A 25,570-nucleotide genomic window follows, 5' to 3' on the forward strand; every position below is an offset into this window, starting at 1 on the left:
ATAGCCACATGTTTGCTAACAGCTAAGTGGAATGTGGTGGACAATCTTGCGGTAGATTTTCCACACGACGATTGCAGGAATTCCGATCACCATGGAAAGTGTTGAAAGACCACCAATGATACCATACAAAATTAAAATAAGCCACAATCCAATCATGTCGCACCTCCTGTCAATCATCTGCCGAATAGAGATGGGATATATTCCATAGATATGTATCTCTTTTCGATCCAGTTCCTATTGTACATGAAAAACAAAAAAATAAAAGAGATATTGACACTTCTTAACAAAATCCATACACAATATAAAGAAAACATAAAAATAGTCTGTTAAAAAGTTGTTAAGGAAATGTTAAGAACGTATAAAGATTGCGATGAGGAGAATGCGCCTTTTGTAGAGTGAAAATGGATGGAAAAATAGTTTCATTTTAGTTCCGGACAAAAAAAGAACCCTTGTAAAATAAGGGTTCTTCTGACATATGAAGCAGATAACGGGAATCGAACCCGCCTCCTCAGCTTGGGAAGCTGATGTTCTACCGATGAACTATATCTGCAGTTGGAACTTTTTTATTGTATCATAAAAGAGGGGGAATTTCAACCGAGAAAAAACGAGAAAACTGTTTGGAAAACAAGAATTTTGGTGTATACTGAATCAGACATAAGAAATCGACATAGGAAATGAAATTTTGGAGGCGATTTGCGATGGAAAGAGTATCGAAACTGACGCGGGAAGAGGCTCTGGCACTTCTTCAGAAATACAACAAGGAACCATTTCACATTCTGCACGGTCTGACGGTGGAAGGTGTGATGAGATGGTATTCAGAGAAGCTCGGCTATGGCGATGAGGCAGAGTACTGGGGAATCACCGGACTGCTTCACGATGTGGATTTTGAGCAGTATCCGGAGCAGCACTGCATCAAGGCACCGGAACTTCTGCGCGAGGCAGGAGTGGGGGAGGATATGATTACTTCGATCTGCTCTCATGGATATGGAATTTGCTGTGAGGTGGAGCCGAAACATGAGATGGAGAAGGTGTTGTTTGCATCGGATGAGCTGACTGGTCTGATCGGTGCAACGGCGAAAATGCGCCCGTCAAAGAGTACGAAAGACATGGAAGTTTCCAGCCTGAAAAAGAAGTTCAAGGATAAGAAATTTGCAGCGGGATGCTCCCGTGATGTGATTCGGACCGGCGCAGAGCGTCTGGGATGGGAACTTGATCAGCTCTTTGCTGATACGATTGAGGCAATGCGTTCCTGCGAAGATTCTGTAAATGAAGAAATGGAGCGTTACTGTACACGGTAGGCATTTTCTGAACTGAAAATGCCGTATGATACAGTGATGGTAGCAGATTTTGCCGATTTGGAATGCGAAGCATCGGCAAAATCCGTTGCTGTTTGCGCAAAGCGTGAACAGTAACGATGGAGCGTCCGGGTCTGAAGTAATCGGATCAGCAATGTCTTGTCTTATAATTCCACAAAGATTTCACCGACTGTCTCCCGACGCAGTGCGATAACGGATTTGTTGATCCGATAGGCACTCATTCCGTAACGGGTCGGTTTCAGAACGCAGATCAGGCAGGCTCCCGGAGCAATCCCCTGATCTGCAAGGCGCTGGCGCATAAGCAGATCGCTGGCAATCCAGACTACGCGCCCTTCCTCGCCGGATTTTAAATAGGTGAGCGGAAGGACCATGCCAGTCTCCTCTTGAAAGCCGTGTTGGAATCAGAATATGCTGGATCATGGAGGAATGTGCGGGTCATACTCTGTTCCTGTTTATAAAAATAAAAAAGTAGGCAGGAATCAAACAAGACGAAAAGTTTGTTACTGTTTGTGCAATGCGTGGATAGTAACGGGTGTTCTTATGGAATCAGTCATGAGGAGATTTCATGGGAACGTGCATGAATGAATAAAAAAAGGAGAAAGAAATTTGAGTATTTTAAATGTTGAACATCTCAGCCACGGATTTGGAGACCGCGCAATTTTTCAGGATGTTTCCTTCCGACTTTTAAAAGGAGAGCACATTGGACTTGTCGGCGCGAACGGAGAGGGAAAATCTACGTTCATGAGCATTATCACTGGAAAACTTCAGCCTGATGAGGGAAAAGTTGAGTGGGCGAAGCACGTTCGCGCCGGTTATCTTGACCAGCATACGGTTCTTGAGAAGGGGATGACAATCCGCGATGTCCTGAAGAGCGCATTTTCTTATCTGTTCGAGATGGAAACTCAGATGAATGAGATCTGTGACCGAATGGGTATGGCATCTGAGGATGAGATGAATGAGATGATGGAGGAGCTTGGCACGATTCAGGATCTTCTGATGGCACACGATTTTTATATCATTGACAGTAAGGTTGAGGAGGTTGCGCGCGCGCTCGGACTGCTTGAGATCGGATTGGATAAGGATGTGTCGGAATTGTCTGGAGGTCAGAGAACCAAGGTTCTTCTCGGCAAGCTGTTGCTTGAAAAGCCGGATATTCTGCTTCTCGACGAGCCGACAAACTATCTCGATGAACAGCATATTGAATGGCTCAAGCGCTATCTTCAGGAGTATGAAAATGCGTTTATCCTGATTTCTCACGATGTGCCGTTCATGAACAGCGTTATCAACCTTGTTTACCATATGGAGAATCAGAAACTCGACCGCTATGTGGGTGATTACCACCACTTTGAGGAGGTTTATGCGGCAAAGAAAGCCCAGCTTGAGGCGGCTTACAAGCGTCAGCAACAGGAGATTGCGGAACTTGAGGATTTTGTTGCGAGAAATAAGGCGCGCGTCTCAACGAGAAATATGGCGATGTCCCGTCAGAAGAAGCTCGACAAGATGGAAGTCATTGAGCTTGCGAAGGAGAAGCCGAAGCCAGAGTTTCAGTTTATGGAGGCGAGAACCTCCGGAAAGCTGATTTTTGAGACGAAGGATCTTGTGATTGGTTATGACGAACCGCTGACGAAACCGGTGAATCTGATGATGGAGCGCGGGGAGAAAGTTGTTCTGCGCGGAGCAAATGGAATCGGAAAGACAACTCTCTTGAAAAGTATTCTTGGACTGATCCCGTCTCTCTCTGGCAGTGTGGAACTTGGAGATTATCTCTATACCGGATATTTTGAACAGGAGATGGCTCCGGGCAACACGACGACCTGTATCGAGGAGATCTGGAAGGAATTCCCGTCGTACACCCAGTATCAGGTGCGTTCCGCTCTTGCAAAATGCGGTCTGACAACGAAGCATATCGAGAGTCAGGTGCGTGTGCTCAGCGGTGGTGAGCAGGCGAAGGTGCGTCTGTGCAAGCTGATGAACCGTGAGACCAATGTCCTGCTTCTCGACGAGCCGACAAACCATCTCGATGTGGAGGCAAAGGAAGAACTTAAGCGGGCGCTGAAGGCATACAAGGGCAGTATTCTTCTGATCTGCCATGAGCCGGAATTCTATGAGGGACTGGCAACCCGCGTTGTGGATTGCAGTGAGTTCTGTCTCAGAGGTTAAATAATAAGAGAAAAAAAGAAAGATTGATTAAGAAACAGGAGAAAGAAGTTTAGAATTTGCCAGCTGTCATCTCTGAGCGTTTTTTTGTGACTCAGAGTGGATGGCGGGCAGGTTCTGCCTCTTTATCTCATATGATATAGTTTTTGCAACGCATGAACGATAACCGGGGCATGAGTGGCAGTGGATTTTTTGACAGAGAAAAACAGTTGCAATCTGCCGGTTCCTGTGCTATCATATCTGTTGCGTATCCAAAAATCTTGAGGATCTGAACGTCAGAGATTGTCTGAATCCGTTATCATTCATAATTGGGAGTTTCATTATTTTATTATTTAATAAAAGTTTGAAGCAGTTTGGGAGCAGTGTGTTTTGCATGCAGAAAAAGCAAATCGAATGTCCGCAAAGGGATGTTGGTCTGTGAAAAATCAGGTTAGCGTCAAGATAAATGCGGAAGATGAGAGGTGTGCGATGTCTGGCATGGCAAATGGATAGATGGGTAAGATGTATTTGAGTGAGTTTTTGCAGTAAAAAGATTTAGATTTAATTATTAAGAAATCAGTCTGTGTAAAATCATGACCGGAAAACGGTTATCTGAAAATCAAAAAATCTGAGTGTTCATAACGGTTCAGTACTTTAGTTGAGTTATAAGAAGTTCAAGTCGACGCAAGCATCGACTTGGCGCGTGATTTTGTTATATAGGAAGTTTCGTGTCAGGAAAAATTCTGAAGTGGCACCGCAAAGTTCGGTGTGACATACGATACGGATGAGGCGTTTCAGACTCAGCGTTCCGTGCGGATGCGCCATATCCCGATCTGGATGAGCGAGTAGTTGTGTATGAAAGCGAGATTCCGGAAGTTTTGTTGTGCAAAAATGCGTGACATCAGCAGATGAAAGTGTCTGAGGATAGTGCGTGCAGACCGATCAATTCCCATGCATTTCTGGAATGGATGGATGTATTCGTTATGCGCAGAGCTTTCGTCAGGCTGAGGGAAAATATTGAGATACGAGATTGAACTAGCAGGCTATCATGCTGAGGCAAAGAAAAAAATGTAAGAAAGAGAATACAGGGAGACCATTACCTAATATAAGATAATAAAAAAGAGTATAAAAAGTCTGCCGGGTGAACGTTTCGCTCGTCCACCCGGCAGATTTGGGAATGGTAGGTATACAAATAAAAGAAAATGGTTTTTAGGGGGGCCTGCCAGGATCGCCCCTGGCAGGTATGAGTATGAAAAAGCTTTGTAATTTCAAGTATGCACTTGAAACAAAGGTTCCATTACCCTTTCGGATAATGTACTTAAAGTATAAAAAATAATTGTGACTAAAATGTGTCGGCACGATAAAAAATGTATAAACATAATAAAAAATAAAAAAACCCTTTCAAAAAGGGACGCGATTGTATATAATAAGAGAGATTAATCTGGAATATTTGTGCGAATAGGATTTGTGAGGAAGCAAACAGGAGGAAAAGAGATGTTAGTGTCTAATGACATCGGTATCGATTTAGGTACGGCGAGCATTTTGGTATATATAAGAGGAAAAGGCGTTGTTCTCAAGGAGCCGTCCGTTGTTGCGATTGATCGTGACAGCAATAAGATCATGGCAATCGGTGAAGAGGCGCGTCTGATGATCGGAAGAACTCCGGGTAATATCATCGCAGTACGTCCACTGCGCCAGGGTGTTATTTCTGATTATACCGTAACAGAAAAGATGCTGAAGTACTTCATCAACAAGGCTGTCGGCAAGCGTACCCTGCGCAAACCGCGCATTGCTGTCTGCATTCCGAGCGGAGCAACTGAGGTAGAGCGCAAGGCGGTAGAAGATGCAACTTATCAGGCAGGCGCGCGTGAGGTATCGATCATCGAGGAGCCGGTTGCGGCTGCAATTGGAGCCGGAATTGATATTTCCAAGGCATGCGGAAATATGATCGTTGATATCGGAGGCGGTACCGCAGATATCGCTGTGATTTCTTTGGGTGGAACCGTAGTAAGCACATCGATCAAGATCGCCGGTGATGATTTTGATGAGGCACTTGTTCGTTATATGAGAAAGAAACACAATCTTCTGATCGGTGAGAGAACCGCAGAGGAAATCAAGATCAACATTGGTTCCGCTTACCGTCGTCCGGAAGTTCTGACGATGGAAGTAAGAGGAAGAAACCTTGTGACAGGACTCCCGAAGACGATTGTGGTTACCTCTGAGGAGACGTTAGAAGCTCTTCGTGAGCCGGCAATTCAGATCGTGGATGCCGTTCACAATGTGCTCGAGCGCACTCCGCCGGAGCTTGCAGCAGATATCTTTGACCGCGGTATTGTGATGACCGGTGGTGGCTCTCTGCTCAACGGTCTTGATCAGCTGATCGAGGAGAAGACCGGAATTACCACCGTTGTTGCGGAAGATCCGTTGACCGCAGTGGCAATTGGAACTGGAAAATTTATTGAGTTTCAGCATGGTGATTCTAAGCCACAGGAATACTAGGAAGTCCTGAGAATACGAAGGACGACCAGGTCGATTTCCTGTTGTGGAAGAAGGGGAGATCCCGTATCCGTAGTATGATGGATGCGGGATTTTCGTTTATGTATGTATTAAGGACGCCCAGAGGACACGTTTGATGATTCTGTGATTTTATTTGGATAGGAGTATCTATCTGTGATTAAAATTTCTGCTTTTTGGGGCAGGAAATCAGATATGGACTGAAATTTCAGGACGGAGAATTTATGGCAACAGTTAAGGGTTATGTGGAAAAAATCAAATTTCGCAATGAGGACAACGGATACTCGATTTTGAGTGTATTTGCGGATGGGGAGGACTATATTCTTGTTGGAACCTTTCCTTATATCGGGGAGGGAGACTACATAGAAGCTACTGGACGCGAGGTGGCACATCCGGTCTACGGTGATCAGATTCAGGTGGAGCACTATGAGATGAAGGCGCCGGAGGACACTGCCTCGATGGAGCGCTATTTGGGATCGGGCGCAATCAAGGGGGTCGGAGGTGCGTTAGCTGCAAGAATTGTAAAACGGTTCAAGGCGGATACATTTCGCATCATCGAGGAGGAGCCGGAGCGTCTTGCGGAAGTCAAGGGTGTCAGCGAGAAGATGGCGATCTCGATCTCCGAGCAGATGGAGGAGAAGAAGGAGATGCGAGAGGCGATGATGTTTCTTCAGGAGTATGGCATCTCAATGAATCTCTCTCTGCGAATCTATAAGGAGTACGGTGCGCGACTCTATGGAATTATTCGGGAAAATCCGTATCGTCTGGCGGATGATATTCAGGGAATCGGATTTAAGATGGCGGATGAGATTGCGCGTCAGTCAGGAATTTTCACGGACTCGGATTTTAGAATCCGGAGTGGTCTGCTCTACACGCTTCAGCAGTCGGTTGCAAGCGGTCATACCTATCTGCCAAAGGAGGAGCTTCTGCGCGGGGCTTCTGAACTCCTCCATGTCAATATTGAGTCAATGGAAAAACATTTGATGGATCTTCAGATGGAGAAGAAGATCGTTGTGAAGCTCAATGAGGATGGGCAGGAATCATGTCATGTTTACGCCTCCCAGTATTATTACACGGAGCTGAATTCTGCGAGGATGCTTCATGATCTGAATATTCGTGGAAATGAGCCGGAAAAGGCGATTCGCAAGCGCTTAAAAAAGATCTGTGCAGAAGAGCATATCGAGGCAGATGAACTTCAGATTCAGGCGGTGATTGAGGCGGTCAACAGTGGACTCCTAATTATCACCGGAGGACCGGGAACCGGAAAGACAACGACGATCAACACGATCATTCGGTATTTTGAGGAAGAGGAGATGGAGATCCTGCTTGGCGCACCGACAGGGCGCGCGGCGAAACGAATGACGGAGGCAACCGGATATGAGGCAAAGACGATACATCGCCTTCTCGAACTCAACGGAGTTCCAGACGAGAATGGTGGAACGATGGGGATGCATTTTGAGCGAAATGAGGAAAATCCGCTCGATGCCGATGCAATCATTATCGATGAGACTTCGATGGTTGATGTCTATCTGATGCACGCGCTTTTGCGGGCAATCAATCCGGGGACAAGACTGATTCTTGTCGGTGATGTGAACCAACTTCCGAGTGTCGGACCGGGAAATGTGCTTCGGGATATGATCGCATCGGGCGCATTCAATGTCGTGAAACTGTCGCGAATTTTCCGCCAGGCAAAGGAGAGCGACATCATTGTTAATGCACATCGCATCAATGATGGAGAGCAGATTCCACTCGGAAAACGAAGCAAGGATTTTCTGTTTATTCGCCGGGAGAACCCGGATGCTATCATCAGTGCGATGATCACATTAATTCGGGAGAAACTTCCCAATTATGTTCAGGCAGATCCGTTTGACATTCAGATTATGACACCGATGCGCCGGGGTGCTCTCGGCGTGGAGAGACTCAACACGATTCTTCAGGAATATCTGAATCCAAAGTCTGAGAACAAGGCGGAGAAAGAGTCCGGGGGAACCGTTTACCGTGTCGGTGATAAGGTCATGCAGATCAAGAACAACTACCAGATCGAGTGGGAGATCCGCAGTTCGCGCGGAATTCCGGTGGAATCCGGCACGGGAGTGTTTAATGGGGATATCGGCATCATCCGGGAGATCAATCGTTTTGCGGATACGGTTACCGTGGAGTTTGATGAGCGAAAAATGGTGGAATACGGATTTAAACAGCTTGAGGAGCTGGAACTTGCATATGCAATCACAATCCACAAATCTCAGGGAAGTGAGTATCCGGCAGTCATTATCCCGGTTCATTCCGGTCCGAGAATGTTGATGACGAGAAATCTGATCTACACGGCTGTCACGAGAGCGAGAAAGTGTGTCTGCCTGGTCGGAATTCCAGAAACATTTCAGGCGATGGTCAACAATGACACCGAGCAACAGCGATATACGGGGCTGAAACAGAGAATCCGGGAAGTCATGGAGACCGAGCTTGAGTAGAATCTGTGCAGAAGAGAACTTTGAAAAAAATGGAAGAGCTAAATGCTTGTATAAATTGTAATAACGTAATAATTAGACAAATAAAACAGGTGATAAAAATAAATCGGACAGACATAATGAAGATAATAAATTTGGTAAAGACAGGGGGAGGATAAAATAAAAAACATATCAAAAGTAGGAAAAAAATGGTTGAGGAGCGGTCAGGCAGAACCGCTCTTAAACCTGCTCTTTCCGAGACGCTGTCCCGTCTGTGGGGAGATTGTGGAGCCATATGGAGAAAAAATCTGTCCGGAGTGCGTTAGAGCGCTCTCGCCGGTGAGGGAACCCTGTTGCAAGAAATGCGGAAAAGAGATTTCGGATCGACAGGGGGAGTACTGTCCAGACTGTATGCGTCGTCCAAAAACGTTTGATTCGGGTGCATCGCTCTTGAATTACAATGAGACGGCGCGGTGGTCAATGGCATCGATCAAGTATAAGAATCGCCGGGAGTATCTTGATTTTTATGCACAGGCGATGAATATTCGGTTTGCGAAGAGAGTGCGGGTCTGGGGAGCTGAGGCACTCGTGCCGGTTCCGATTCATTCGTCGAGAAGACGAGAACGTGGTTTTAACCAGGCAGAAGAGCTCGCAGAACGGTTGTCGGACTGCTGGGGACTTCCGGTTGATACGAAACTTCTGGTCCGAAAAAAGAAAACACTTCCGCAGAGAGACCTCGGTCCGTCTCAGCGATTAAAAAATCTTCAGGAGGCATTTGCCCTCCATCCGTCCGTTTCGGACAAAATTCCAAAATCCGTGATTATAATAGATGATATTTATACAACAGGAAGCACCGTGGAAGCGTGCAGTCGTATCCTCAAAAAAGCAGGGGTGAAGCGTATTTATTTTCTCGCAATCTGTATTGGAAAAGGAAGATAGTGAGAAGATTGCGGAGCCCGTATAGGTGTAACTGAGAATAGCCAGATAAAAAGAATTCCACAGTTATAGTTGTATAGGGCGATAAAGTGCGCTATACTCGTGAAAAGAAAAAATATGTCTGCAAAAAATGATAATAGAGGGATGGAAAAATGTATGAGTGAAAATGGGAATGAGGATCGCTCTCCTAAAACGGATGCCGAATTTTGGGAGTGGCTTGTGGCTCATCAGGGAGAGGTGTTTTTCACGGCAAAACATCTTGCGTTTACCTACCAGATCCGGGGCGGAGAGATGTTTGTCGACCGCAGATCAAAATCAATCACCCGCGCGACTGTCTGCGGGGCGTTTGCGAGGATTCTTGCGGATCAGAACCATGAGATCTGCGGACCGAAGGCGCTCAACTGTTTTGGCGCTCCGTATCTCTGGGCGATTCTCGTCCAACTCGGTCTTGCAATCCCGGGAAAGAAAAAATAGAAACGAAAAGCATAAACAAAAACAGGGGAAAAGCCTAATAAAATAAAGGTTGACGGATTACTTTTCGTGTGATATAGTAATGTGGCGAATGGAAGAGCTTAGGTCTTTTTTTTATGCTCAAATTTTGCCGGAGTCCGGCGAAGCAGAGAGCAGAGAAAGAAGAGACTGAAAAACAACGAAAATTTAAGTGGAGGTGGAAGTCGTGCGCACAAAGATTACACTGGCATGTACGGTTTGCAAACAACGTAACTACAACATGACGAAGGATAAGAAGACCCATCCGGACCGCATGGAAACTAAGAAGTATTGTAGATTCTGCAAGACTCATACTTTGCACAAAGAGACCAAATAAGGAGTGTGAACTATGGGAGAGGCTGCAGGAACTGAAAAAGCTCCGGTCAAGAGTTTTTTCAAGGGTTTTAAAGCTGAGTTCAAGAAGATCGTATGGCCCGACCAGGAGACGGTTGTGAAACAGACGGTTTCGGTGACAGTAATCAGCATCTTGCTGGGCGCGGTTATCGCAATCCTTGATTTCATCATCAAATGGGGCCTCAGCTTCATTATTTAACTAAGGCGAGGGTGATAAGATGTCAGAAGCAAAGTGGTATGTAGTTCATACCTATTCAGGCTACGAGAACAAGGTAAAAGTTGACATTGAGAAGACGATCGAGAACCGTAACCTTCAGGATCAGATCCTGGAAGTGTCCGTCCCGATGCTGGAAGTAGCAGAGCTCAAAAACGGCGTAGAGAAGCTGGCAGACAAGAAAATGTTTCCAGGCTATGTGCTGATTCACATGATCATGAACGATGATACATGGTATGTGGTTCGCAATACGCGCGGTGTAACTGGCTTTGTAGGACCGGGTTCCAAACCTGTACCGTTAAGCGATGCAGAGATGGAGAGCCTCGGATTCAACAAGACAGAGCTTGCAGTAGACTTCGAGATTGGCGATATGGTGGCAGTAACTGCCGGCGCCTGGAAGGATACAATCGGTGCGATCAAGTCGATCAATGAGAGCAAGAAAACCCTTACGATCAGCGTCGAAATGTTCGGCCGGGAGACTCCGGTTGAACTGAACTTCACTGAAGTGAAGAAAATGTAACAGCAAACTAGGCTGGCATTGTGCCGGCTGGTGGGAGGGAAATCCCCGACAATACCACAATATTAGGAGGTCATTATCATGGCAAAGAAAGTAACTGGCTACATCAAATTACAGATTCCGGCAGGCAAGGCTACTCCGGCTCCGCCAGTAGGTCCTGCACTGGGTCAGCACGGCGTTAACATCGTGCAGTTTACTAAGGAGTTCAACGCAAGAACCGCAGACAAGGGCGATCTGATCATCCCGGTTGTTATCACGGTTTATGCAGATAGAAGCTTCAGCTTCATCACCAAGACTCCGCCGGCTGCAGTTCTGTTAAAGAAGGCCTGCAAGATCAAATCCGGTTCCGCAACCCCGAACAAGACGAAGGTAGCTACCATCTCCAAGGAAGATCTGCAGAAGATCGCAGAGACCAAGATGCCTGACTTAAACGCAGCAAGCCTCGAGGCAGCAATGAGCATGATCGCAGGTACTGCAAGAAGCATGGGTATCACTGTTGAGGAGTAAGTCGATTTAGAAACGTGGGAGGGAAATCCCCGACAATACCACTAGGAGGTTATTTATAATGAAACATGGAAAAAGATACGCGGAAGCAGCAAAAGCAGTAGACCGTTCCGTATTATATGATGCAGCAGACGCAATTGCACTCGTAAAGAAGAATGCATCTGCAAAATTTGATGAGACCGTTGAGGCTCATTTCAGAACCGGATGTGACGGACGTCACGCAGATCAGCAGATCCGTGGTGCAGTAGTTCTGCCGCACGGAACCGGTAAAGTTACCAGAATCCTTGTATTCGCTAAGGGTGTTAAGGCTGATGAGGCTCAGGCAGCTGGTGCAGATTACGTTGGAGCTGAGGAGCTTATTCCGAAGATCCAGAACGAGGGATGGCTGGATTTTGACGTTGTTGTAGCTACTCCGGATATGATGGGCGTTGTTGGTCGTCTGGGTCGTGTACTTGGACCGAAGGGCTTAATGCCGAACCCGAAGGCTGGTACCGTTACTATGGACGTAACCAAGGCTATCAACGAGATCAAAGCTGGTAAGATTGAGTACAGACTTGATAAGACCAATATTATCCACGTGCCGGTGGGTAAGGCTTCTTTCACAGAGGAGCAGTTAGCGGACAACTTCCAGACGCTTATGGATGCAATCAACAAGGCTAAGCCGGCTACTCTGAAGGGCGCATACATCAAGAGCGCAACCCTGACCTCTACCATGGGCCCGGGCGTTAAGCTGAATGTTGTAAAGCTGGTTCAGTAATAGCAGTAAAAAAAGATTGACAATCCAGATATAGTATGTTATCATACACAAGTATTGACTGCCGAAGACAGCAGGTGCCGTAAGGCATAAGGTGAAAACGCCTGCCGAGGAACGTACAATTCTTTAGATTGAATTTGTAGAGCCTCTCTGTCTTGACGGAGAGGCTTTTTCCGTGCAGTCTCCAAAATATTATAGGAGGAAGACATTCATGGCAAAGGTAGAGTTAAAGCAGCCGGTAGTGGCTGAGATCTCTGAATTGCTGAACGGTGCTGCATCCGCAGTAGTGGTTGACTATCGTGGACTGACCGTTGCTCAGGATACTGAGCTTCGTAAAGCCCTGAGACAGGCCGGCGTTTCCTACAAGGTATACAAGAATACCCTGATCAAGCGCGCTGCTGAAGGCACTGAGTTCGCAGCTCTGGATCCCAACCTTGAGGGACCGACCGCAATCGCAGTATCTAAGGACGATGCAACCGCACCGGCAAGAGTTCTGGCTGAGTTCGCAAAGAAGGCTGACAAGCTGGAAATCAAGGGCGGCGTTATCGAGGGTACTTACTACGATGCAAAGGGAATGCAGGTTATCGCAACCATCCCGTCCAGAGAGGTTCTGCTTGGCAAGCTGCTTGGCAGCATCCAGTCTCCGATCACCAACCTGGCTCGCGTCCTGAATCAGATCGCAGAGAAGCAGGCAGAGGCTTAATTCGAGGATTTATTCCTCAACTGAGACAGTGTGCATAGCATGCTGACGAAATTCAACAAAACCCAATTAAAATTAATGGAGGAAAATAAAATGGCAAAGTTAACCACCGCAGAGTTTATCGACGCTATCAAAGAGTTATCCGTATTAGAGCTGAACGAGCTGGTAAAGGCTTGTGAGGAAGAGTTCGGCGTATCTGCAGCAGCAGGCGTTGTTGTAGCAGCAGCAGGTGCTGGTGAGGCAGCAGCTGAGGAGAAGACCGAGTTCGACGTAGAGCTGACCGAGGTTGGCGCTAACAAGGTTAAGGTTATCAAGGTTGTTCGTGAAGTAACCGGTCTGGGCCTGAAGGAAGCTAAGGACGTTGTTGACGGCGCACCGAAGGTTCTGAAAGAGGGCGCTTCTAAGGAAGAGGCTGAGGATATCAAGACCAAGCTTGAGGCTGAGGGAGCAAAGGTTACCCTGAAGTAATTCAGAGAATCTTAAAACTCGTGATGATATCACAGATGGACTGCGGATTTGTTCCGCAGTCCGTTTTTAGTTACTGGGCACGTTATCTTACGGCACTTTCGGTTCAAAAAGTGCCTACCTCTAAACAGTAACCGTTTTTATCTTCTTTCTGAAACTGCTTGACAGAAACCTTGTTGGGTGTTAAACTGAATTCGTATTTTGATATGAGCTTTTGATTCACATATTTTTGTAAGTCATGAAGTGCATTTCATGATTCACAAAAATATGTGATTTTTTTGTTTCATGAGAAATACAAATATTTATCTATATAGGAGGCAGTACTATGAATAAGGGTACCGTTAAGTGGTTCAACGCAACGAAGGGATATGGTTTCATCACCAACGATGAGTCCGGTGAGGAAGTATTCGTACATTTCTCCGGTATCGTAGCTGATGGCTACAAGACTCTGGAAGATGGCCAGAAGGTTACCTTCGATACCGCTGAGGGCAATCGTGGTCTGCAGGCTGTAAACGTACACGTTGTAGCTTAATCAGAGATTTCTGCAAGAGCTGAGAGGACCGTGCACCGGATGAGTGATCGTTCGATGCATGGTCTTCTTTTTTGTATGATAGGAAAAATCAGGAAAAGTTTCGTTTATAGGAAAGAAACCGGCGCATACCTTATAGAGATATAGAGAATTTGAAAAATCGGAGATGCAGGTCGGGTGAAGATAAGATGGGCAAAAAGACTGCTGTTTGCGATTGTTTTGTTCGACGGACTGTTATTTGGCACTGCGATTGCAGTCGTCCAAACTGAGATTCAACCCCAAATGTCCATTCGGGAGAATTCTCCCGATTCTCATAAAGAAAAGATCGTTCAGGCGGGGATTGGAGACGAAGGAATTTGGGAGACACAGAAACTGCTTGCGCTGACGTTTGATGACGGCCCCTCCCTGGAGTGCACCGGGAGACTGTTGGACGGCTTAAAAAAGCGCGGGATTCACGCGACGTTTTTTCTTATGGGAGAAAATATTCCAGGCAAGGAGGAACTCGTCCTGCGCATGAAGACGGAGGGGCATCTGATTGCCAATCACGGCTACCGCCATGTCCAGATGACACATGAGGGCGAGGATGCAGTCGCAGAGTCTGTGGAGAAGGCGCAGGAGATGATTGAGGCGATTACCGGGGAGAAGCCCGAGTTTCTCAGACCACCTTACGGGGATTGGAATGAAAAGCTCGCGGAGCGCTGTGATCTGACAACGGTGTTCTGGAATGTGGATTCTCTCGATTGGAAGCTCAGAAATGTGGAAAAAATCGTGAGACGGGTGAAAAAACAGGTTAAAAACGGAGATATCATCCTGATGCACGATATTTTTCCGGAGTCCGTGGAGGCATCGCTGGAACTTGCCGATCAGCTGAGTGCGGAGGGCTATGCATTTGTGACGGTGGATGAATTGTTGATTGACTGAAAAAGGGGCATTGGAATGGATTTATTTGATTATATGAGAAGCTCGACGCAGGAGAAGGAGTCTCCTCTGGCATCGAGAATGAGACCGACAACGCTCGATGAGGTTGTGGGTCAGAAGCATATTATTGGAAAAGACAAACTGCTTTACCGTGCGATCAAGGCGGATCAGCTGGGCTCTCTGATTTTTTACGGACCGCCGGGAACAGGAAAGACGACGCTCGCAAAGGTGATTGCAAACACGACAAAGGCAGAATTCAAGCAGATCAATGCGACGGTCGCAGGCAAGAAAGACATGGAGGAAGTTGTCCGCGAGGCAAAGGACGCACTCGGCATGTATGGACGAAAGACGATCCTTTTTGTGGATGAGATTCACCGTTTCAACAAGAGCCAGCAGGACTATCTTCTTCCGTATGTCGAGGACGGAACTCTGATTTTGATCGGTGCGACGACGGAGAATCCGTATTTTGAGGTTAACAGTGCACTTCTCTCTCGCTCCCGCATTTTTGAGCTCAAGGCGCTTGAGCGGGACGATGTGAAAGAGCTGATTTACCGTGCTGTAAACGATGTGCAGAAGGGAATGGGAAGCTACCGTGCGGTGATCGATGAAACAGCAGTTGATTTCCTTGCGGACGTCTCGGGCGGGGACGCGAGATCGGCGTTGAATGCAGTCGAGCTTGGTATCATGACGACAGAGCGAGACCCGGCGGATGGTCTGATTCACTTCACACTTGAGGTGGCGCAGGAGTGCATCCAGAAGCGTGCAGTCAACTATGACAAGGACGGGGACAATCACTATGATACGATCTCCGCATTTATTAAGAGCATGAGAGGTTCCGATCCGGATGCAACGGTCTATTATCTTGCGCGGATGCTCTATGCGGGCGAGGACATCAAGTTCATTGCGCGCAGAATCATGATCTGTGCGTCGGAGGATGTCGGAAATGCCGATCCGCAGGCACTCACGGTCGCAGTCAGCGCATCCCAGGCAGTCGAGCGCCTTGGAATGCCGGAGGCGAGAATTGTGCTCTCTCAGGCTGCACTCTATGTGGCAACGGCGCCGAAGAGCAATTCCGCGATCTGTGCGATTGATGAGGCGATGGAGGCTGTGAAAAATCAGCACGCAATGCCGGTTCCGGTTCACTTGAGGGACAGACATTACAAGGGAGCTGAGGCGCTCGGTCATGGGGATGGATATAAGTATGCACATGACTATCCGAACCATTACGTCAGACAGCAGTATCTTCCGGATGGCATGGAGGGACAGACGTTTTATTGCCCGTCTGAAAACGGTTATGAGCGCCAGATTCAGGAACATATGAAGTTTTTATTACAGTAACGGGTAGGCATTTTCTGAACTGAAAATGCCGTATGATAAAGTGGAAGTAGCAGATTTTGCCGATTTGGAATGCGAAGTATCGGCAAAATCCGTTGCCGGTTGCTTTTTTTGGAAATTCGTTTTATAATGTAGAGGACGACAGGGGGACCGCGGAAGGTCCTCCGTAAGTTCGTGATCCGTGATCAGAGTTTTCTTATATCTGTTTTGATACCCAACTATTTTTGGATAAAATTAAAAATACAAATAAAGAGAAGTAAAATCGGAAATAGAAATTCCATATTTAAAATCTGAATATCACAAAGAACACACAACAGCAAGGAAAGAGACTGGAGAGATTGTATGCGAGAAAAATTACAGACTTTATCACTGCCCCAGCTGAAAGAAATGGCAAAAGCGCAGGGCATTAAGGGTTGTACAACGATGCGCAAGGCAGAAATTATTGATACGCTGTGCAAGATTGCAGAGCAGGAGGAGATTATTAAGACGGCAGTTGCACCGAGAGCGACTTTAAATGCGATCAATGCGACTGCATCGAAGGCGTCTGAGACACCGGTGACGGCAGAGAACACAGGTGCAGAAGTGCAGGAAAACAGTGAGAATCGTGACGGTGCGGAGGGAGTAAGTCAGCAGGAGCCTGCGCGCACGAATCGTGTGGTGAGAGAGACTGCGGATGGACGTGAGAGAAGAGACAGCCGGGATACTCGAGACAATCGAGAGGCTCGCGATAATTATCGGGAAAATAATCGGGACGGTGGTCGTGAGAATAGCCGTGAGAACAATCGCGAGAATACCCGGGAAAATAATCGCGACAATACCCGTGAGAATCGTTATAACAGAAATTCCCGGGATAATAACGGCGAAAATCGTTACACCCGAAATAACTACAATAATAATTACAACCGTGAAAATTATACCCGCGACAATTCCTACTCTGGACGCGACAATTCCTCAGAGCCGAGAGAAAATAAATATAGCCGAGAGGCTTATATGATGCGCGAGAACCGCGAGAATCGAGATAGCCGGGACAGCAGAGATCTGCGAGACAGCCGGGATACTCGTGAAAATCTGTCCGACAACCGCTATTACAATGATAACAATAGCCGTAGCTCGGCAGAGGGAAATCCGATCGAGGAGCAGGACGGCGTAGAGATGCGCTACGGTCGCGAGATGCGCCAGGCGCGCCCGATGATGCGCCAGCCGGAGACTCTGACAGCTCAGGAGGTTGCAGAGCTTGACAGCGGAAAGGAAGCGCAGGGAATTCTTGAGGTTATGCCGGACGGATTTGGATTCATCCGCTGTGACAACTTCCTTCCGGGTGAGAACGATGTCTATGTTGCTCCGTCCCAGATCCGCCGATTTAACTTAAAGACCGGAGATATTATCTGCGGAAACCAGAGGGTGAAGACAGCGGCAGAGAAATTCGCAGCTCTTTTATACATCCGCAATGTCAACGGCTATCCGATCAGCGTGATCGAGAAGCGCCCGAATTTTGAGAGTCTGACTCCGGTATTCCCGAACCAGCGTCTTCACATGGAGACTCCGGGAAAGAGCAGCACGGCGATGAGAATTCTTGATCTGCTTGCTCCGGTCGGAAAGGGACAGAGAGGTATGATTGTGTCTCCGCCGAAGGCAGGAAAGACGACCCTGCTCAAGCAGGTGGCTCAGGCAGTTACGACGAATCATCCGGATATGCATGTGATCATTCTGCTGATCGATGAGCGTCCGGAGGAGGTGACGGACATTAAGGAGTCCGTTGTGGGACCGGAGGTTGAGGTCATTTATTCGACGTTTGATGAGCTTCCGGAGCGCCATAAGCGTGTGTCGGAGATGGTGATCGAGAGAGCGAAGCGTCTCGTCGAGCATGGCAGAGATGTCATTATCCTTCTCGACAGCATCACCCGTCTTGCGCGCGCCTACAACCTCGTCGTTCCGCCGAGTGGACGTACCCTCTCCGGTGGTCTTGATCCGACGGCTCTTCATATGCCGAAGAGATTCTTTGGTGCAGCGCGAAATATGCGTGAGGGAGGAAGCCTGACGATTCTGGCGACGGCACTCGTTGACACCGGAAGCCGTATGGACGACGTGATTTACGAGGAGTTCAAGGGAACAGGAAACATGGAACTTGTGCTCGATCGAAAACTCTCTGAGAAGCGAATTTTCCCGGCGATCGACATCCTCAAGTCGGGTACGCGCCGTGATGATCTGCTTCTGACGAAGGAGGAGGCAGAGGCGGTTGACGTCATCCGCAAGGCGACGAATACGATGAAACCGGAGGAGTCGGTGGAGAAGATTCTTGATCTGTTTGCTCGCACGAAAACGAACAGGGAATTCGTGGAAAATGCTAAGAAAATGCGGTTTTATTGATGAAAGCTACTTGTCAACGGAGCGTTTGTGTGGTATACTAACAAAGCTGTTTATAGGCGTGACGTGATTTTAACTGTTCAAGGAGCGGTTAGATGATCACAATAGTATAGAATTGAGAAAGTGAAGAGGTGAAAATCATGAGAGAAGGAATCCATCCGGCATACTATCAGGCAAAGGTTACCTGCAACTGCGGTAACGAGTTCGTAACCGGTTCTACCAAGAGCGAGATCCACGTAGAGGTTTGCTCCAAGTGCCACTCTTTCTACACTGGTCAGCAGAAGGCTGCTGCTGCTCGTGGTCGTATCGATAAGTTCAACAAGAAGTACGGCGTTCAGGCATAAGCATAACGTAAGCCAAACAAGGTTGAGACGGAAGTGGAGACACTTTGTCTCAACCTTGTTTTTGTTTCAGAGGAAAATAGTTGTTCTTCTGCTGTACATGATCGGGGATTTTCTGGATTTTCCAATTTTGTATGATGTGATTTTATGATATGAGTGGAAGATTATGAGTGGAAGATTCTGTATGATACCATGGTATATGATAGAGTGGCACAGTAAGGAGAACAGATTTTGGCAGGGGCTTTTTCAGTGGCAGATTAGTGACAGAGATTTGCAAGGAGATTGTGATTGATGAAATATTCCGGTATCGGCGGTCAGGCCGTCATTGAAGGAATTATGATGAAAAATAAGGACGATTACGCGACGGCGGTTCGCAGACCGGACGGCGTGATTGAGGTGAAAAAGGACACCTATGTGAGCCTGGCGGAGAAAGTAAAATTCTTCTCGCTTCCGTTTGTGCGAGGTGTCTTCAGTTTTGCGGATTCGATGATCCTCGGCATGAGAAGTCTGAGCTTTTCGGCGAGCTTTTTCGAGGATGACGAGGAGGATGCAAATTCCGAGCCGTCGAAGCTCGAACTCTGGTTAGACAAGACATTCGGAGAGAAGACGGAGAAGGCATTGATGGGATTTGTGATGGCGATCTCATTTTTGTTTGCGATCGTGATCTTCATGATTGTTCCGATGCTGATTGCGAATGCATGCCGAAAAGTGATTCATTCGGATACGCTGATGGCGATTCTCGAGGGCGTGATCCGAATTGCTGTGTTTGTGGCATATATCAAAGTGATTTCGAGGATGGAGGACATCAGCAGGACGTTCCAGTACCACGGTGCAGAACACAAGTGCATCAACTGCATTGAGCATGGAATGACGCTGACGGTCGATCATGTGCGGGAGAGTTCCCGTTTTCACAAGCGCTGTGGAACGAGCTTCCTGATCATTGTCATGCTGATCAGTATTTTGTTCTTCATGGTGATTCGTGTCGATAACGTATGGCTTCGCATGGTCAGCCGAATTCTTCTGATTCCGGTGATTGCGGGAGTGTCCTACGAGTTTCTTCGTCTTGCAGGGCGCAGTGATAACTGTCTCGTCAATCTGTTCAGCAAGCCGGGACTGTGGATGCAGGGACTGACGACGAGCGAGCCGGACGATGGAATGATCGAGGTCGCAATTCAGGCAGTTGAGGCGGTCTTTGACTGGAAGGCATACCTGCGTGAGAACTTCCCGGAGACCGAGATTCCAGAAGATGGAGAGAAAACGGCTTCAGAGGCGACTTCAGAGAGTGAGAAGGCGGTGCAGAAATGACGCTGTTTGAACTTTTGACGCAGGGAACCGAGTGCCTTGAGCGTGCAGAAAGTCCGGATGCGGGAAATGATGCGAAGCTGTTGCTGTTAGAAGCGTTTGGGCTTGATATGACGCATTTTCTGCTGAACCGGATGCAGAAAATGCCAGAGGATCAACGCGTCAGCGAGTGCGTAGAGAAGTATCGGGAGTGGATTGCGCGAAGGGCGAAACGCGTTCCGCTTCAACAGATTCTCGGAAGTCAGGAATTTATGGGAATGGAATTTTTCGTGAATGAGCATGTGCTGATCCCGAGACAGGATACGGAGACGCTTGTGGAGCTCGTGCTTGAGCGTGAGTGTAGAAACGAGAGACAGAATGAACAGCCGGATGAGCATGAATGTGAAAATCACGGCAAAATACAGAGAAACATTCAGGGAAACATTCAGCACAAGAAGCGGGTGCTTGATCTGTGTGCAGGTTCCGGTTGCATCGGAATCAGCCTTGCGGTGCTTGGCGGTTTTGAGTATGTGGCGGAAGCAGATCTCTCGGAGGAGGCGCTGAAGGTCACACGAAAGAATGTGGAGAGACTTGTGCAGGGAGCAGGGACAAGCGTTGAGTGTTTTCACGGCGATCTGTTTTCCGCGATTCCCGATGGGGCAGAGCCGTTTGACATTCTGGTGTCGAATCCGCCGTACATTCCGACAAAGGTTATTGAGGAACTTGAGCCGGAGGTTCGCGATCATGAGCCGATGATGGCGCTTGACGGGACGGAGGATGGACTGCTCTTTTATCGCAGGATTGCGAAGGAGGCGGGACGGGTTCTTGCACCTGGTGCGTCGGTCTATCTTGAGATCGGATACGATCAGGGAGAGGCAGTCAGCGAGCTTTTGCGTGAGCAGGGATTTACGGAGATTGAGGTGCATAAGGATCTTGCCGGAAATGACCGGGTTGTGTGTGGAAGATTTGTGGAGTAGCGGAGTTTGACTGTGCTTTCCCGCCACGGAGCCTGTTTCCTGAAATTAAATATAGATTTTGGTTGCAACTGTAAGTTTTATAAGTAAGAGAAACTGTAAGTTTATATAGAAAAAATAGGAGGATTTCATGTTCGATAAGTTAGAAGATATTCTGATTCACTATGAGGAGGTTATGCAGGAGCTCAATGAGCCGAATGTCACCGAGAACCAGACTCGTTTCCGCAAACTGATGAAGGAGCAGGCTGATCTTGGTCCGCTTGTTGAGGCATATCAGCAGTACAAGAAGGCAAAGCAGGATATCGAGGACAGTCTGATGCTTCTCGAAGAGGAGAAAGATGAGGAGATGCGTGAGATGGTAAAGGAGGAACTTTCCGATGCCAGAAAGCGCGTTGAGGAGCTTGAGCAGGAGTTAAAGATTCTGCTTCTTCCGAAGGACCCGAACGATGACAAGAACATCATTCTTGAGATTCGTGCAGGTGCAGGTGGAGATGAGGCTGCTCTGTTTGCATCTGAGCTTTACAGAATGTATGTGAACTATGCAGAGAGCCAGAAGTGGAAGGTTGAGATCATCAGCCTGAATGAGAACGGAATCGGCGGATTCAAGGAAGTTGTCGCAATGATCACCGGAAAGGGAGCTTACTCCAAGATGAAGTACGAGAGTGGTGTTCATCGTGTACAGCGAGTTCCGGAGACTGAGTCCGGCGGACGTATCCACACCTCAACTGCGACGGTTGCAGTTATGCCGGAGGCTGAGGATGTTGACGTACAGATCGACATGAACGATTGCCGTATCGACGTTATGCGTGCATCCGGAAACGGTGGACAGTGTGTCAACACGACCGACTCCGCGGTTCGTCTGACCCATATTCCGACCGGTATCGTAATTTACAGCCAGACAGAGAAGTCTCAGCTTCAGAATAAGGAGAAGGCATTCCGTCTGCTTCGTTCCAAGTTGTATGATATTGAGATGGAGAAGAAAGCAAATGCCGAGGCAGCAGAGCGTCGTAGCCAGATCGGAACCGGTGATCGTTCTGAGAAGATCCGTACTTACAACTTCCCTCAGGGTCGTGTGACCGATCACAGAATCAACCTGACTCTGTACAAGCTGGACAAGATCATGAACGGTGATATTCAGGAAATCATTGATGCCTGCATCGCGGCAGATCAGGCTGCAAAACTGGCAAAGATGAATGAGGAAGCATAATCGATCATATAAGATTCTGATGGTTCTTCGCACTTGAGACGGATGAGGACGGAGAGATTTTGGTTGCAAGTGAAAAATCTGTTACAGAACACGAGGCAAAACCGGTTACCGTTTGTGTAGCGTATGAATAGTAACGAATTCCTGCGTTGAATTCGCCGTGTTTCTATGGTATATTACAAATAACCGCGAAGAACCCATACGGGATGAATCGCTAATAGAAAATGTAAGGATTCCAGTCGCGATCGGACAGATTTGCACACGGTATCTGTGTAAGATATGATAGGTGCAAGCTATCTTGAAATGTGGTCTGCAAGTGTGGCGACTGGTGAGCAAAATTAAAGGAGATTACTTATGAAGGGTATTATTCTGGCAGGTGGTTCAGGCACACGTCTGTATCCGCTGACGAAAGTGACATCCAAACAGTTGCTTCCGATTTACGATAAACCGATGATTTATTATCCGCTGTCTGTTCTGATGAATGCGGGAATCCGCGACATTCTGATTATCTCGACACCGGATGATACTCCTCGTTTTGAGGCACTGCTCGGTGATGGTCACCAGTTCGGTGTGAACCTTCAGTATGCCGTACAGCCGTCACCGGATGGACTTGCACAGGCATTTATCATCGGCGCAGATTTCATCGGCGGAGATTCCGTTGCGATGATTCTCGGTGATAATATTTTCCACGGTCAGGGACTCAAGAAGAGACTGCGCACAGCCGCAGAGCGTGCGGAGAAAGAGGGCGGAGCAACCGTATTTGGTTACTACGTTGACGATCCGGAGCGTTTTGGTATCGTAGAGTTCGATGCATCCGGAAAGGCTGTTTCGATCGAGGAGAAGCCGGAGCATCCGAAGTCCAATTACTGTGTGACCGGTCTGTATTTCTACGACAACCGTGTTGTGGAGTATGCAAAGAATCTGAAACCGTCTGCTCGTGGAGAGCTTGAGATCACCGATCTGAACCGCATTTATCTGGAAAATGGAGATCTCGACGTGATTCTTCTCGGACAGGGATTTACCTGGCTCGATACCGGAACCCATGAGTCTCTTGTCGAGGCAACGAATTTCGTGAAGACGATCGAGACTCACCAGCACCGCAAGATTGCATGTCTGGAGGAGATCGCTTACTTAAATGGATGGATCAGCCGTGAGGAAGTCATGGAGGCATACGAGGTTCTGAAGAAGAATCAGTATGGTCGCTATCTGAAGGATGTTCTGGACGGAAAATACATCGACAAGATCCACAATATCTAAGAGATTATTTAGATTATTCAGGGATGTTCCTTTTAAGTAATTAAGTAGAAACATCTACTCTGAGTTACAACGGTGATTGCCGGTGAACGAGCAGTCACGAAAAAGAAAAGAGAGGGCAGTTATTATGAAAATCATCGTAACAGGTGGAGCCGGATTTATCGGCGGAAATTTTGTTCACTATATGGTAGAAAAGTATCCGGAGGATCAGATCATCAATCTCGACGCTCTGACCTATGCAGGTAATCTGGAGACTTTGAAGCCGGTTGAGAATAAGCCGAACTACAAGTTCGTTCGCGGAGACATCGCAGATCGCAAGTTCATCTTTGATCTGTTTGAGAAAGAGAAGCCGGATGTAGTCATCAACTTCGCTGCTGAGAGCCATGTAGACCGCTCAATCACCGATCCGGACATCTTTGTCCGCACAAACGTAATGGGAACCACGACTCTTCTTGACGCCTGCCGTGAGTTTGGAATCAAGCGTTTTCATCAGGTTTCCACCGATGAGGTGTACGGTGATCTTCCGCTTGACCGCCCGGATCTCTTCTTTACCGAGGATACCCCGCTTCACACTTCCAGCCCGTACTCTTCTTCCAAGGCCAGTGCAGATCTGTTCGTAATGGCATATCACCGCACGTTCGGAATTCCGGTATCAATCTCCCGTTGTTCCAATAACTACGGCCCGTACCAGTTCCCTGAGAAGCTGATTCCGCTGATGATCAGCCGTGCACTCGCAGATGAGGAGCTTCCAGTATACGGAAATGGCGCAAATGTCCGCGACTGGCTCCATGTAAAGGATCACTGCCAGGCAATCGACCTGATCGTCCGCAAGGGCGCTGACGGCTGTGTATATAACATCGGCGGACACAACGAGCGCACAAACCTTGAGGTTGTAAAGACTGTTCTGCGCGCATTAGACAAGCCGGAGAGCCTGATCAAGTATGTAAAAGACCGTCCGGGTCATGACCGCCGTTATGCGATCGATCCGAAGAAGCTCGAGACTGAGCTTGGCTGGAAGCCGGAGTACAACTTCGACACCGGAATGAAGCAGACGATCCAGTGGTATCTCGACAACAAGGAGTGGTGGGAGCACATCATCAGCGGTGAGTACAGCAACTACTTTGAGAAAATGTACGGAGACAGACTGTAAGAAAAACGGAGGCAGTGACATGAAGGTATTGGTCACAGGTGCAAAGGGACAGCTCGGCACCGATCTGATGAATGAATTGGAAAAGCGTGGAATCGAGAGCATCGGTGTGGATGTTCAGGAGATGGACATTACAGATAAAGAGGCATGTATGCGCGTGATTTCTGAGTCGAAGGCAGACGCAGTTATCCACTGTGCTGCATATACTGCGGTAGATGCAGCAGAAGACAACGTGGATCTTTGCCGGAAAATCAACGGTGAGGGAACACGCAACGTCGCACTCGCATGTCAGGCGACCGGCGCGAAGCTGATGTATATCAGCACCGACTATGTATTTGACGGTCAGGGTACCCGCCCGTGGGAGCCGGATGATTCCCGCAGTCCGCTGAATGTATACGGTCAGACAAAGTACGAGGGCGAGCTTGCGGTTGAGGAGCTTGTGGAGAAATTCTTCACGGTCCGCATTGCCTGGGTATTCGGTGTCGCAGGAAAGAACTTTATCAAGACGATGCTTCGCCTCGGTAAGGAGCGCGGAGCAGTCAGTGTTGTGGATGATCAGGTCGGTTCTCCGACTTACACCTACGACCTCGCAAGACTTCTCGTCGACATGATTCAGACCGATTATTACGGACGTTATCATGCTACGAATGAGGGATTTTGCAGTTGGTATGAGTTTGCCTGTGAGATTTTCCGTCAGGCAGGCATGGACGAGGTGAAGGTGACGCCGGTTTCGAGCGATCAGTTCCCGGTTAAGGCAGTGCGCCCGGCAAACAGCCGTATGAGCAAGGCAAAGCTGGAAGAAAATGGATTTGAGCCACTCCCGACATGGCAGGATGCTCTTGGACGTTTCCTGAAAGAAATCGAGTATTAATCGAAAATC

General features: G+C 47.8%; 26 protein-coding genes, 1 tRNA gene and 1 other annotated feature. Of the genes, 24 read left to right on the forward strand and 3 right to left on the reverse strand.

Annotated features, from left to right (window positions below; translation table 11 throughout):
• Nucleotides 1-15: 15 nt before the first annotated feature.
• Entirely contained in the window at nucleotides 16-156 is a 141-nt protein-coding gene (locus tag AC4EVX_RS00090) for a hypothetical protein (RefSeq protein WP_177978501.1), read from the reverse strand.
• A gap of 323 nt (nucleotides 157-479) precedes the next feature.
• Nucleotides 480-550, reverse strand: a tRNA-Gly gene (locus AC4EVX_RS00095).
• A 148-nt stretch (nucleotides 551-698) separates the two neighbouring features.
• On the opposite strand from AC4EVX_RS00095, the gene AC4EVX_RS00100 reads away from it, so the two are divergent.
• Nucleotides 699-1,298 (forward strand): hydrolase, encoded by a 600-nt coding sequence (locus AC4EVX_RS00100; RefSeq protein WP_177978503.1) that lies wholly within the window; start codon nucleotides 699-701, stop codon nucleotides 1,296-1,298.
• A 161-nt stretch (nucleotides 1,299-1,459) separates the two neighbouring features.
• Here the strand turns inward: AC4EVX_RS00100 and AC4EVX_RS00105 are convergent, their stop codons facing one another.
• On the reverse strand, nucleotides 1,460-1,687 hold the full coding sequence (locus AC4EVX_RS00105; protein ID WP_177978505.1) for a FeoA family protein: 228 nt from the start codon (nucleotides 1,685-1,687) through the stop codon (nucleotides 1,460-1,462).
• A 235-nt stretch (nucleotides 1,688-1,922) separates the two neighbouring features.
• Here AC4EVX_RS00105 and AC4EVX_RS00110 point away from each other — a divergent pair, with 235 nt between their 5' ends.
• The 23 genes from AC4EVX_RS00110 to rfbD all read left to right on the forward strand — a co-directional run bounded on the left by AC4EVX_RS00110 (nucleotide 1,923) and on the right by rfbD (nucleotide 25,561).
• The gene (locus AC4EVX_RS00110) at nucleotides 1,923-3,476 is read left to right on the forward strand and encodes an ABC-F family ATP-binding cassette domain-containing protein (protein ID WP_177978507.1); all 1,554 of its coding nucleotides are present in this window, start codon (nucleotides 1,923-1,925) and stop codon (nucleotides 3,474-3,476) included.
• 1,470 nt (nucleotides 3,477-4,946) lie between these two features.
• Nucleotides 4,947-5,951 carry a rod shape-determining protein gene (locus AC4EVX_RS00115; protein ID WP_177978509.1) on the forward strand — a complete coding sequence of 335 codons (1,005 nt, stop codon included), beginning with the start codon at nucleotides 4,947-4,949 and terminating at the stop codon, nucleotides 5,949-5,951.
• Between the two features lie 239 nt (nucleotides 5,952-6,190).
• Complete coding sequence (recD2, locus tag AC4EVX_RS00120) at nucleotides 6,191-8,434, forward strand: SF1B family DNA helicase RecD2 (RefSeq protein ID WP_177978511.1); 2,244 nt, start codon at nucleotides 6,191-6,193, stop codon at nucleotides 8,432-8,434.
• A gap of 189 nt (nucleotides 8,435-8,623) precedes the next feature.
• Complete coding sequence (locus tag AC4EVX_RS00125) at nucleotides 8,624-9,349, forward strand: ComF family protein (protein ID WP_490159320.1); 726 nt, start codon at nucleotides 8,624-8,626, stop codon at nucleotides 9,347-9,349.
• Nucleotides 9,350-9,502: 153 nt separating this feature from the next.
• Entirely contained in the window at nucleotides 9,503-9,820 is a 318-nt protein-coding gene (locus AC4EVX_RS00130) for a hypothetical protein (protein ID WP_177978513.1), read from the forward strand.
• A gap of 202 nt (nucleotides 9,821-10,022) precedes the next feature.
• Nucleotides 10,023-10,172, forward strand: a complete 150-nt coding sequence (gene rpmG, locus AC4EVX_RS00135) for a 50S ribosomal protein L33 (protein ID WP_177978515.1) — start codon at nucleotides 10,023-10,025, stop codon at nucleotides 10,170-10,172.
• Nucleotides 10,173-10,184: 12 nt separating this feature from the next.
• On the forward strand, nucleotides 10,185-10,388 hold the full coding sequence (secE, locus tag AC4EVX_RS00140; protein WP_177978517.1) for a preprotein translocase subunit SecE: 204 nt from the start codon (nucleotides 10,185-10,187) through the stop codon (nucleotides 10,386-10,388).
• Between the two features lie 19 nt (nucleotides 10,389-10,407).
• Nucleotides 10,408-10,923: a transcription termination/antitermination protein NusG gene (gene nusG, locus AC4EVX_RS00145; protein WP_177978519.1), complete on the forward strand. Its 516-nt coding sequence runs from the start codon at nucleotides 10,408-10,410 to the stop codon at nucleotides 10,921-10,923.
• 78 nt (nucleotides 10,924-11,001) lie between these two features.
• A complete protein-coding gene (gene rplK, locus AC4EVX_RS00150) occupies nucleotides 11,002-11,427 on the forward strand; it encodes a 50S ribosomal protein L11 (RefSeq protein WP_177978521.1) in 426 nt (141 codons plus the stop codon).
• 58 nt (nucleotides 11,428-11,485) lie between these two features.
• Complete coding sequence (gene rplA, locus AC4EVX_RS00155) at nucleotides 11,486-12,181, forward strand: 50S ribosomal protein L1 (protein ID WP_177978524.1); 696 nt, start codon at nucleotides 11,486-11,488, stop codon at nucleotides 12,179-12,181.
• A 43-nt stretch (nucleotides 12,182-12,224) separates the two neighbouring features.
• Nucleotides 12,225-12,361 (forward strand) — a sequence feature (ribosomal protein L10 leader region).
• Between the two features lie 28 nt (nucleotides 12,362-12,389).
• Complete coding sequence (gene rplJ / locus AC4EVX_RS00160; protein WP_177978526.1) at nucleotides 12,390-12,881, forward strand: 50S ribosomal protein L10; 492 nt, start codon at nucleotides 12,390-12,392, stop codon at nucleotides 12,879-12,881.
• Between the two features lie 90 nt (nucleotides 12,882-12,971).
• Nucleotides 12,972-13,346 carry a 50S ribosomal protein L7/L12 gene (rplL, locus tag AC4EVX_RS00165; RefSeq protein WP_177978528.1) on the forward strand — a complete coding sequence of 125 codons (375 nt, stop codon included), beginning with the start codon at nucleotides 12,972-12,974 and terminating at the stop codon, nucleotides 13,344-13,346.
• A 322-nt stretch (nucleotides 13,347-13,668) separates the two neighbouring features.
• On the forward strand, nucleotides 13,669-13,875 hold the full coding sequence (locus AC4EVX_RS00170; RefSeq protein WP_177978529.1) for a cold-shock protein: 207 nt from the start codon (nucleotides 13,669-13,671) through the stop codon (nucleotides 13,873-13,875).
• A gap of 174 nt (nucleotides 13,876-14,049) precedes the next feature.
• Nucleotides 14,050-14,793 carry a polysaccharide deacetylase family protein gene (locus AC4EVX_RS00175; protein ID WP_308450304.1) on the forward strand — a complete coding sequence of 248 codons (744 nt, stop codon included), beginning with the start codon at nucleotides 14,050-14,052 and terminating at the stop codon, nucleotides 14,791-14,793.
• Between the two features lie 15 nt (nucleotides 14,794-14,808).
• Nucleotides 14,809-16,128, forward strand: coding sequence for a replication-associated recombination protein A (locus AC4EVX_RS00180; protein WP_490159321.1), 1,320 nt, complete (start codon nucleotides 14,809-14,811; stop codon nucleotides 16,126-16,128).
• A gap of 339 nt (nucleotides 16,129-16,467) precedes the next feature.
• Complete coding sequence (gene rho / locus AC4EVX_RS00185; protein ID WP_177978535.1) at nucleotides 16,468-18,492, forward strand: transcription termination factor Rho; 2,025 nt, start codon at nucleotides 16,468-16,470, stop codon at nucleotides 18,490-18,492.
• A 137-nt stretch (nucleotides 18,493-18,629) separates the two neighbouring features.
• Entirely contained in the window at nucleotides 18,630-18,833 is a 204-nt protein-coding gene (gene rpmE / locus AC4EVX_RS00190; RefSeq protein ID WP_177978537.1) for a 50S ribosomal protein L31, read from the forward strand.
• Nucleotides 18,834-19,121: 288 nt separating this feature from the next.
• On the forward strand, nucleotides 19,122-20,135 hold the full coding sequence (locus AC4EVX_RS00195; RefSeq protein WP_177978539.1) for a DUF1385 domain-containing protein: 1,014 nt from the start codon (nucleotides 19,122-19,124) through the stop codon (nucleotides 20,133-20,135).
• On the forward strand, nucleotides 20,132-21,088 hold the full coding sequence (prmC, locus tag AC4EVX_RS00200; RefSeq protein WP_490159322.1) for a peptide chain release factor N(5)-glutamine methyltransferase: 957 nt from the start codon (nucleotides 20,132-20,134) through the stop codon (nucleotides 21,086-21,088). The genes AC4EVX_RS00195 and prmC overlap by 4 nt, the downstream gene beginning before the upstream one ends.
• A gap of 127 nt (nucleotides 21,089-21,215) precedes the next feature.
• Nucleotides 21,216-22,292, forward strand: a complete 1,077-nt coding sequence (gene prfA, locus AC4EVX_RS00205; protein WP_177978543.1) for a peptide chain release factor 1 — start codon at nucleotides 21,216-21,218, stop codon at nucleotides 22,290-22,292.
• 351 nt (nucleotides 22,293-22,643) lie between these two features.
• Nucleotides 22,644-23,546, forward strand: a complete 903-nt coding sequence (gene rfbA, locus AC4EVX_RS00210; RefSeq protein ID WP_177978545.1) for a glucose-1-phosphate thymidylyltransferase RfbA — start codon at nucleotides 22,644-22,646, stop codon at nucleotides 23,544-23,546.
• Between the two features lie 124 nt (nucleotides 23,547-23,670).
• Nucleotides 23,671-24,693 carry a dTDP-glucose 4,6-dehydratase gene (gene rfbB, locus AC4EVX_RS00215; protein ID WP_177978547.1) on the forward strand — a complete coding sequence of 341 codons (1,023 nt, stop codon included), beginning with the start codon at nucleotides 23,671-23,673 and terminating at the stop codon, nucleotides 24,691-24,693.
• Between the two features lie 19 nt (nucleotides 24,694-24,712).
• On the forward strand, nucleotides 24,713-25,561 hold the full coding sequence (gene rfbD, locus AC4EVX_RS00220; protein WP_177978549.1) for a dTDP-4-dehydrorhamnose reductase: 849 nt from the start codon (nucleotides 24,713-24,715) through the stop codon (nucleotides 25,559-25,561).
• Nucleotides 25,562-25,570 lie beyond the last annotated feature (9 nt).

Source organism: Brotaphodocola sp. (assembly GCF_983179755.1).

Excerpts from the sequence above, each read along its gene's own strand:
- AC4EVX_RS00090 (WP_177978501.1), bottom strand. The coding sequence starts at position 156 with ATGATTGGATTGTGGCTTATTTTAATTTTGTATGGTATCATTGGTGGT.
- AC4EVX_RS00100 (WP_177978503.1), top strand. The coding sequence starts at position 699 with ATGGAAAGAGTATCGAAACTGACGCGGGAAGAGGCTCTGGCACTTCTT.
- AC4EVX_RS00105 (WP_177978505.1), bottom strand. The coding sequence starts at position 1,687 with ATGGTCCTTCCGCTCACCTATTTAAAATCCGGCGAGGAAGGGCGCGTA.
- AC4EVX_RS00115 (WP_177978509.1), top strand. The coding sequence starts at position 4,947 with ATGTTAGTGTCTAATGACATCGGTATCGATTTAGGTACGGCGAGCATT.
- recD2 (WP_177978511.1), top strand. The coding sequence starts at position 6,191 with ATGGCAACAGTTAAGGGTTATGTGGAAAAAATCAAATTTCGCAATGAG.
- AC4EVX_RS00130 (WP_177978513.1), top strand. The coding sequence starts at position 9,503 with ATGAGTGAAAATGGGAATGAGGATCGCTCTCCTAAAACGGATGCCGAA.
- secE (WP_177978517.1), top strand. The coding sequence starts at position 10,185 with ATGGGAGAGGCTGCAGGAACTGAAAAAGCTCCGGTCAAGAGTTTTTTC.
- nusG (WP_177978519.1), top strand. The coding sequence starts at position 10,408 with ATGTCAGAAGCAAAGTGGTATGTAGTTCATACCTATTCAGGCTACGAG.
- rplK (WP_177978521.1), top strand. The coding sequence starts at position 11,002 with ATGGCAAAGAAAGTAACTGGCTACATCAAATTACAGATTCCGGCAGGC.
- rplA (WP_177978524.1), top strand. The coding sequence starts at position 11,486 with ATGAAACATGGAAAAAGATACGCGGAAGCAGCAAAAGCAGTAGACCGT.
- rplJ (WP_177978526.1), top strand. The coding sequence starts at position 12,390 with ATGGCAAAGGTAGAGTTAAAGCAGCCGGTAGTGGCTGAGATCTCTGAA.
- rplL (WP_177978528.1), top strand. The coding sequence starts at position 12,972 with ATGGCAAAGTTAACCACCGCAGAGTTTATCGACGCTATCAAAGAGTTA.
- AC4EVX_RS00170 (WP_177978529.1), top strand. The coding sequence starts at position 13,669 with ATGAATAAGGGTACCGTTAAGTGGTTCAACGCAACGAAGGGATATGGT.
- AC4EVX_RS00180 (WP_490159321.1), top strand. The coding sequence starts at position 14,809 with ATGGATTTATTTGATTATATGAGAAGCTCGACGCAGGAGAAGGAGTCT.
- rho (WP_177978535.1), top strand. The coding sequence starts at position 16,468 with ATGCGAGAAAAATTACAGACTTTATCACTGCCCCAGCTGAAAGAAATG.
- rpmE (WP_177978537.1), top strand. The coding sequence starts at position 18,630 with ATGAGAGAAGGAATCCATCCGGCATACTATCAGGCAAAGGTTACCTGC.
- AC4EVX_RS00195 (WP_177978539.1), top strand. The coding sequence starts at position 19,122 with ATGAAATATTCCGGTATCGGCGGTCAGGCCGTCATTGAAGGAATTATG.
- prmC (WP_490159322.1), top strand. The coding sequence starts at position 20,132 with ATGACGCTGTTTGAACTTTTGACGCAGGGAACCGAGTGCCTTGAGCGT.
- prfA (WP_177978543.1), top strand. The coding sequence starts at position 21,216 with ATGTTCGATAAGTTAGAAGATATTCTGATTCACTATGAGGAGGTTATG.
- rfbA (WP_177978545.1), top strand. The coding sequence starts at position 22,644 with ATGAAGGGTATTATTCTGGCAGGTGGTTCAGGCACACGTCTGTATCCG.
- rfbB (WP_177978547.1), top strand. The coding sequence starts at position 23,671 with ATGAAAATCATCGTAACAGGTGGAGCCGGATTTATCGGCGGAAATTTT.
- rfbD (WP_177978549.1), top strand. The coding sequence starts at position 24,713 with ATGAAGGTATTGGTCACAGGTGCAAAGGGACAGCTCGGCACCGATCTG.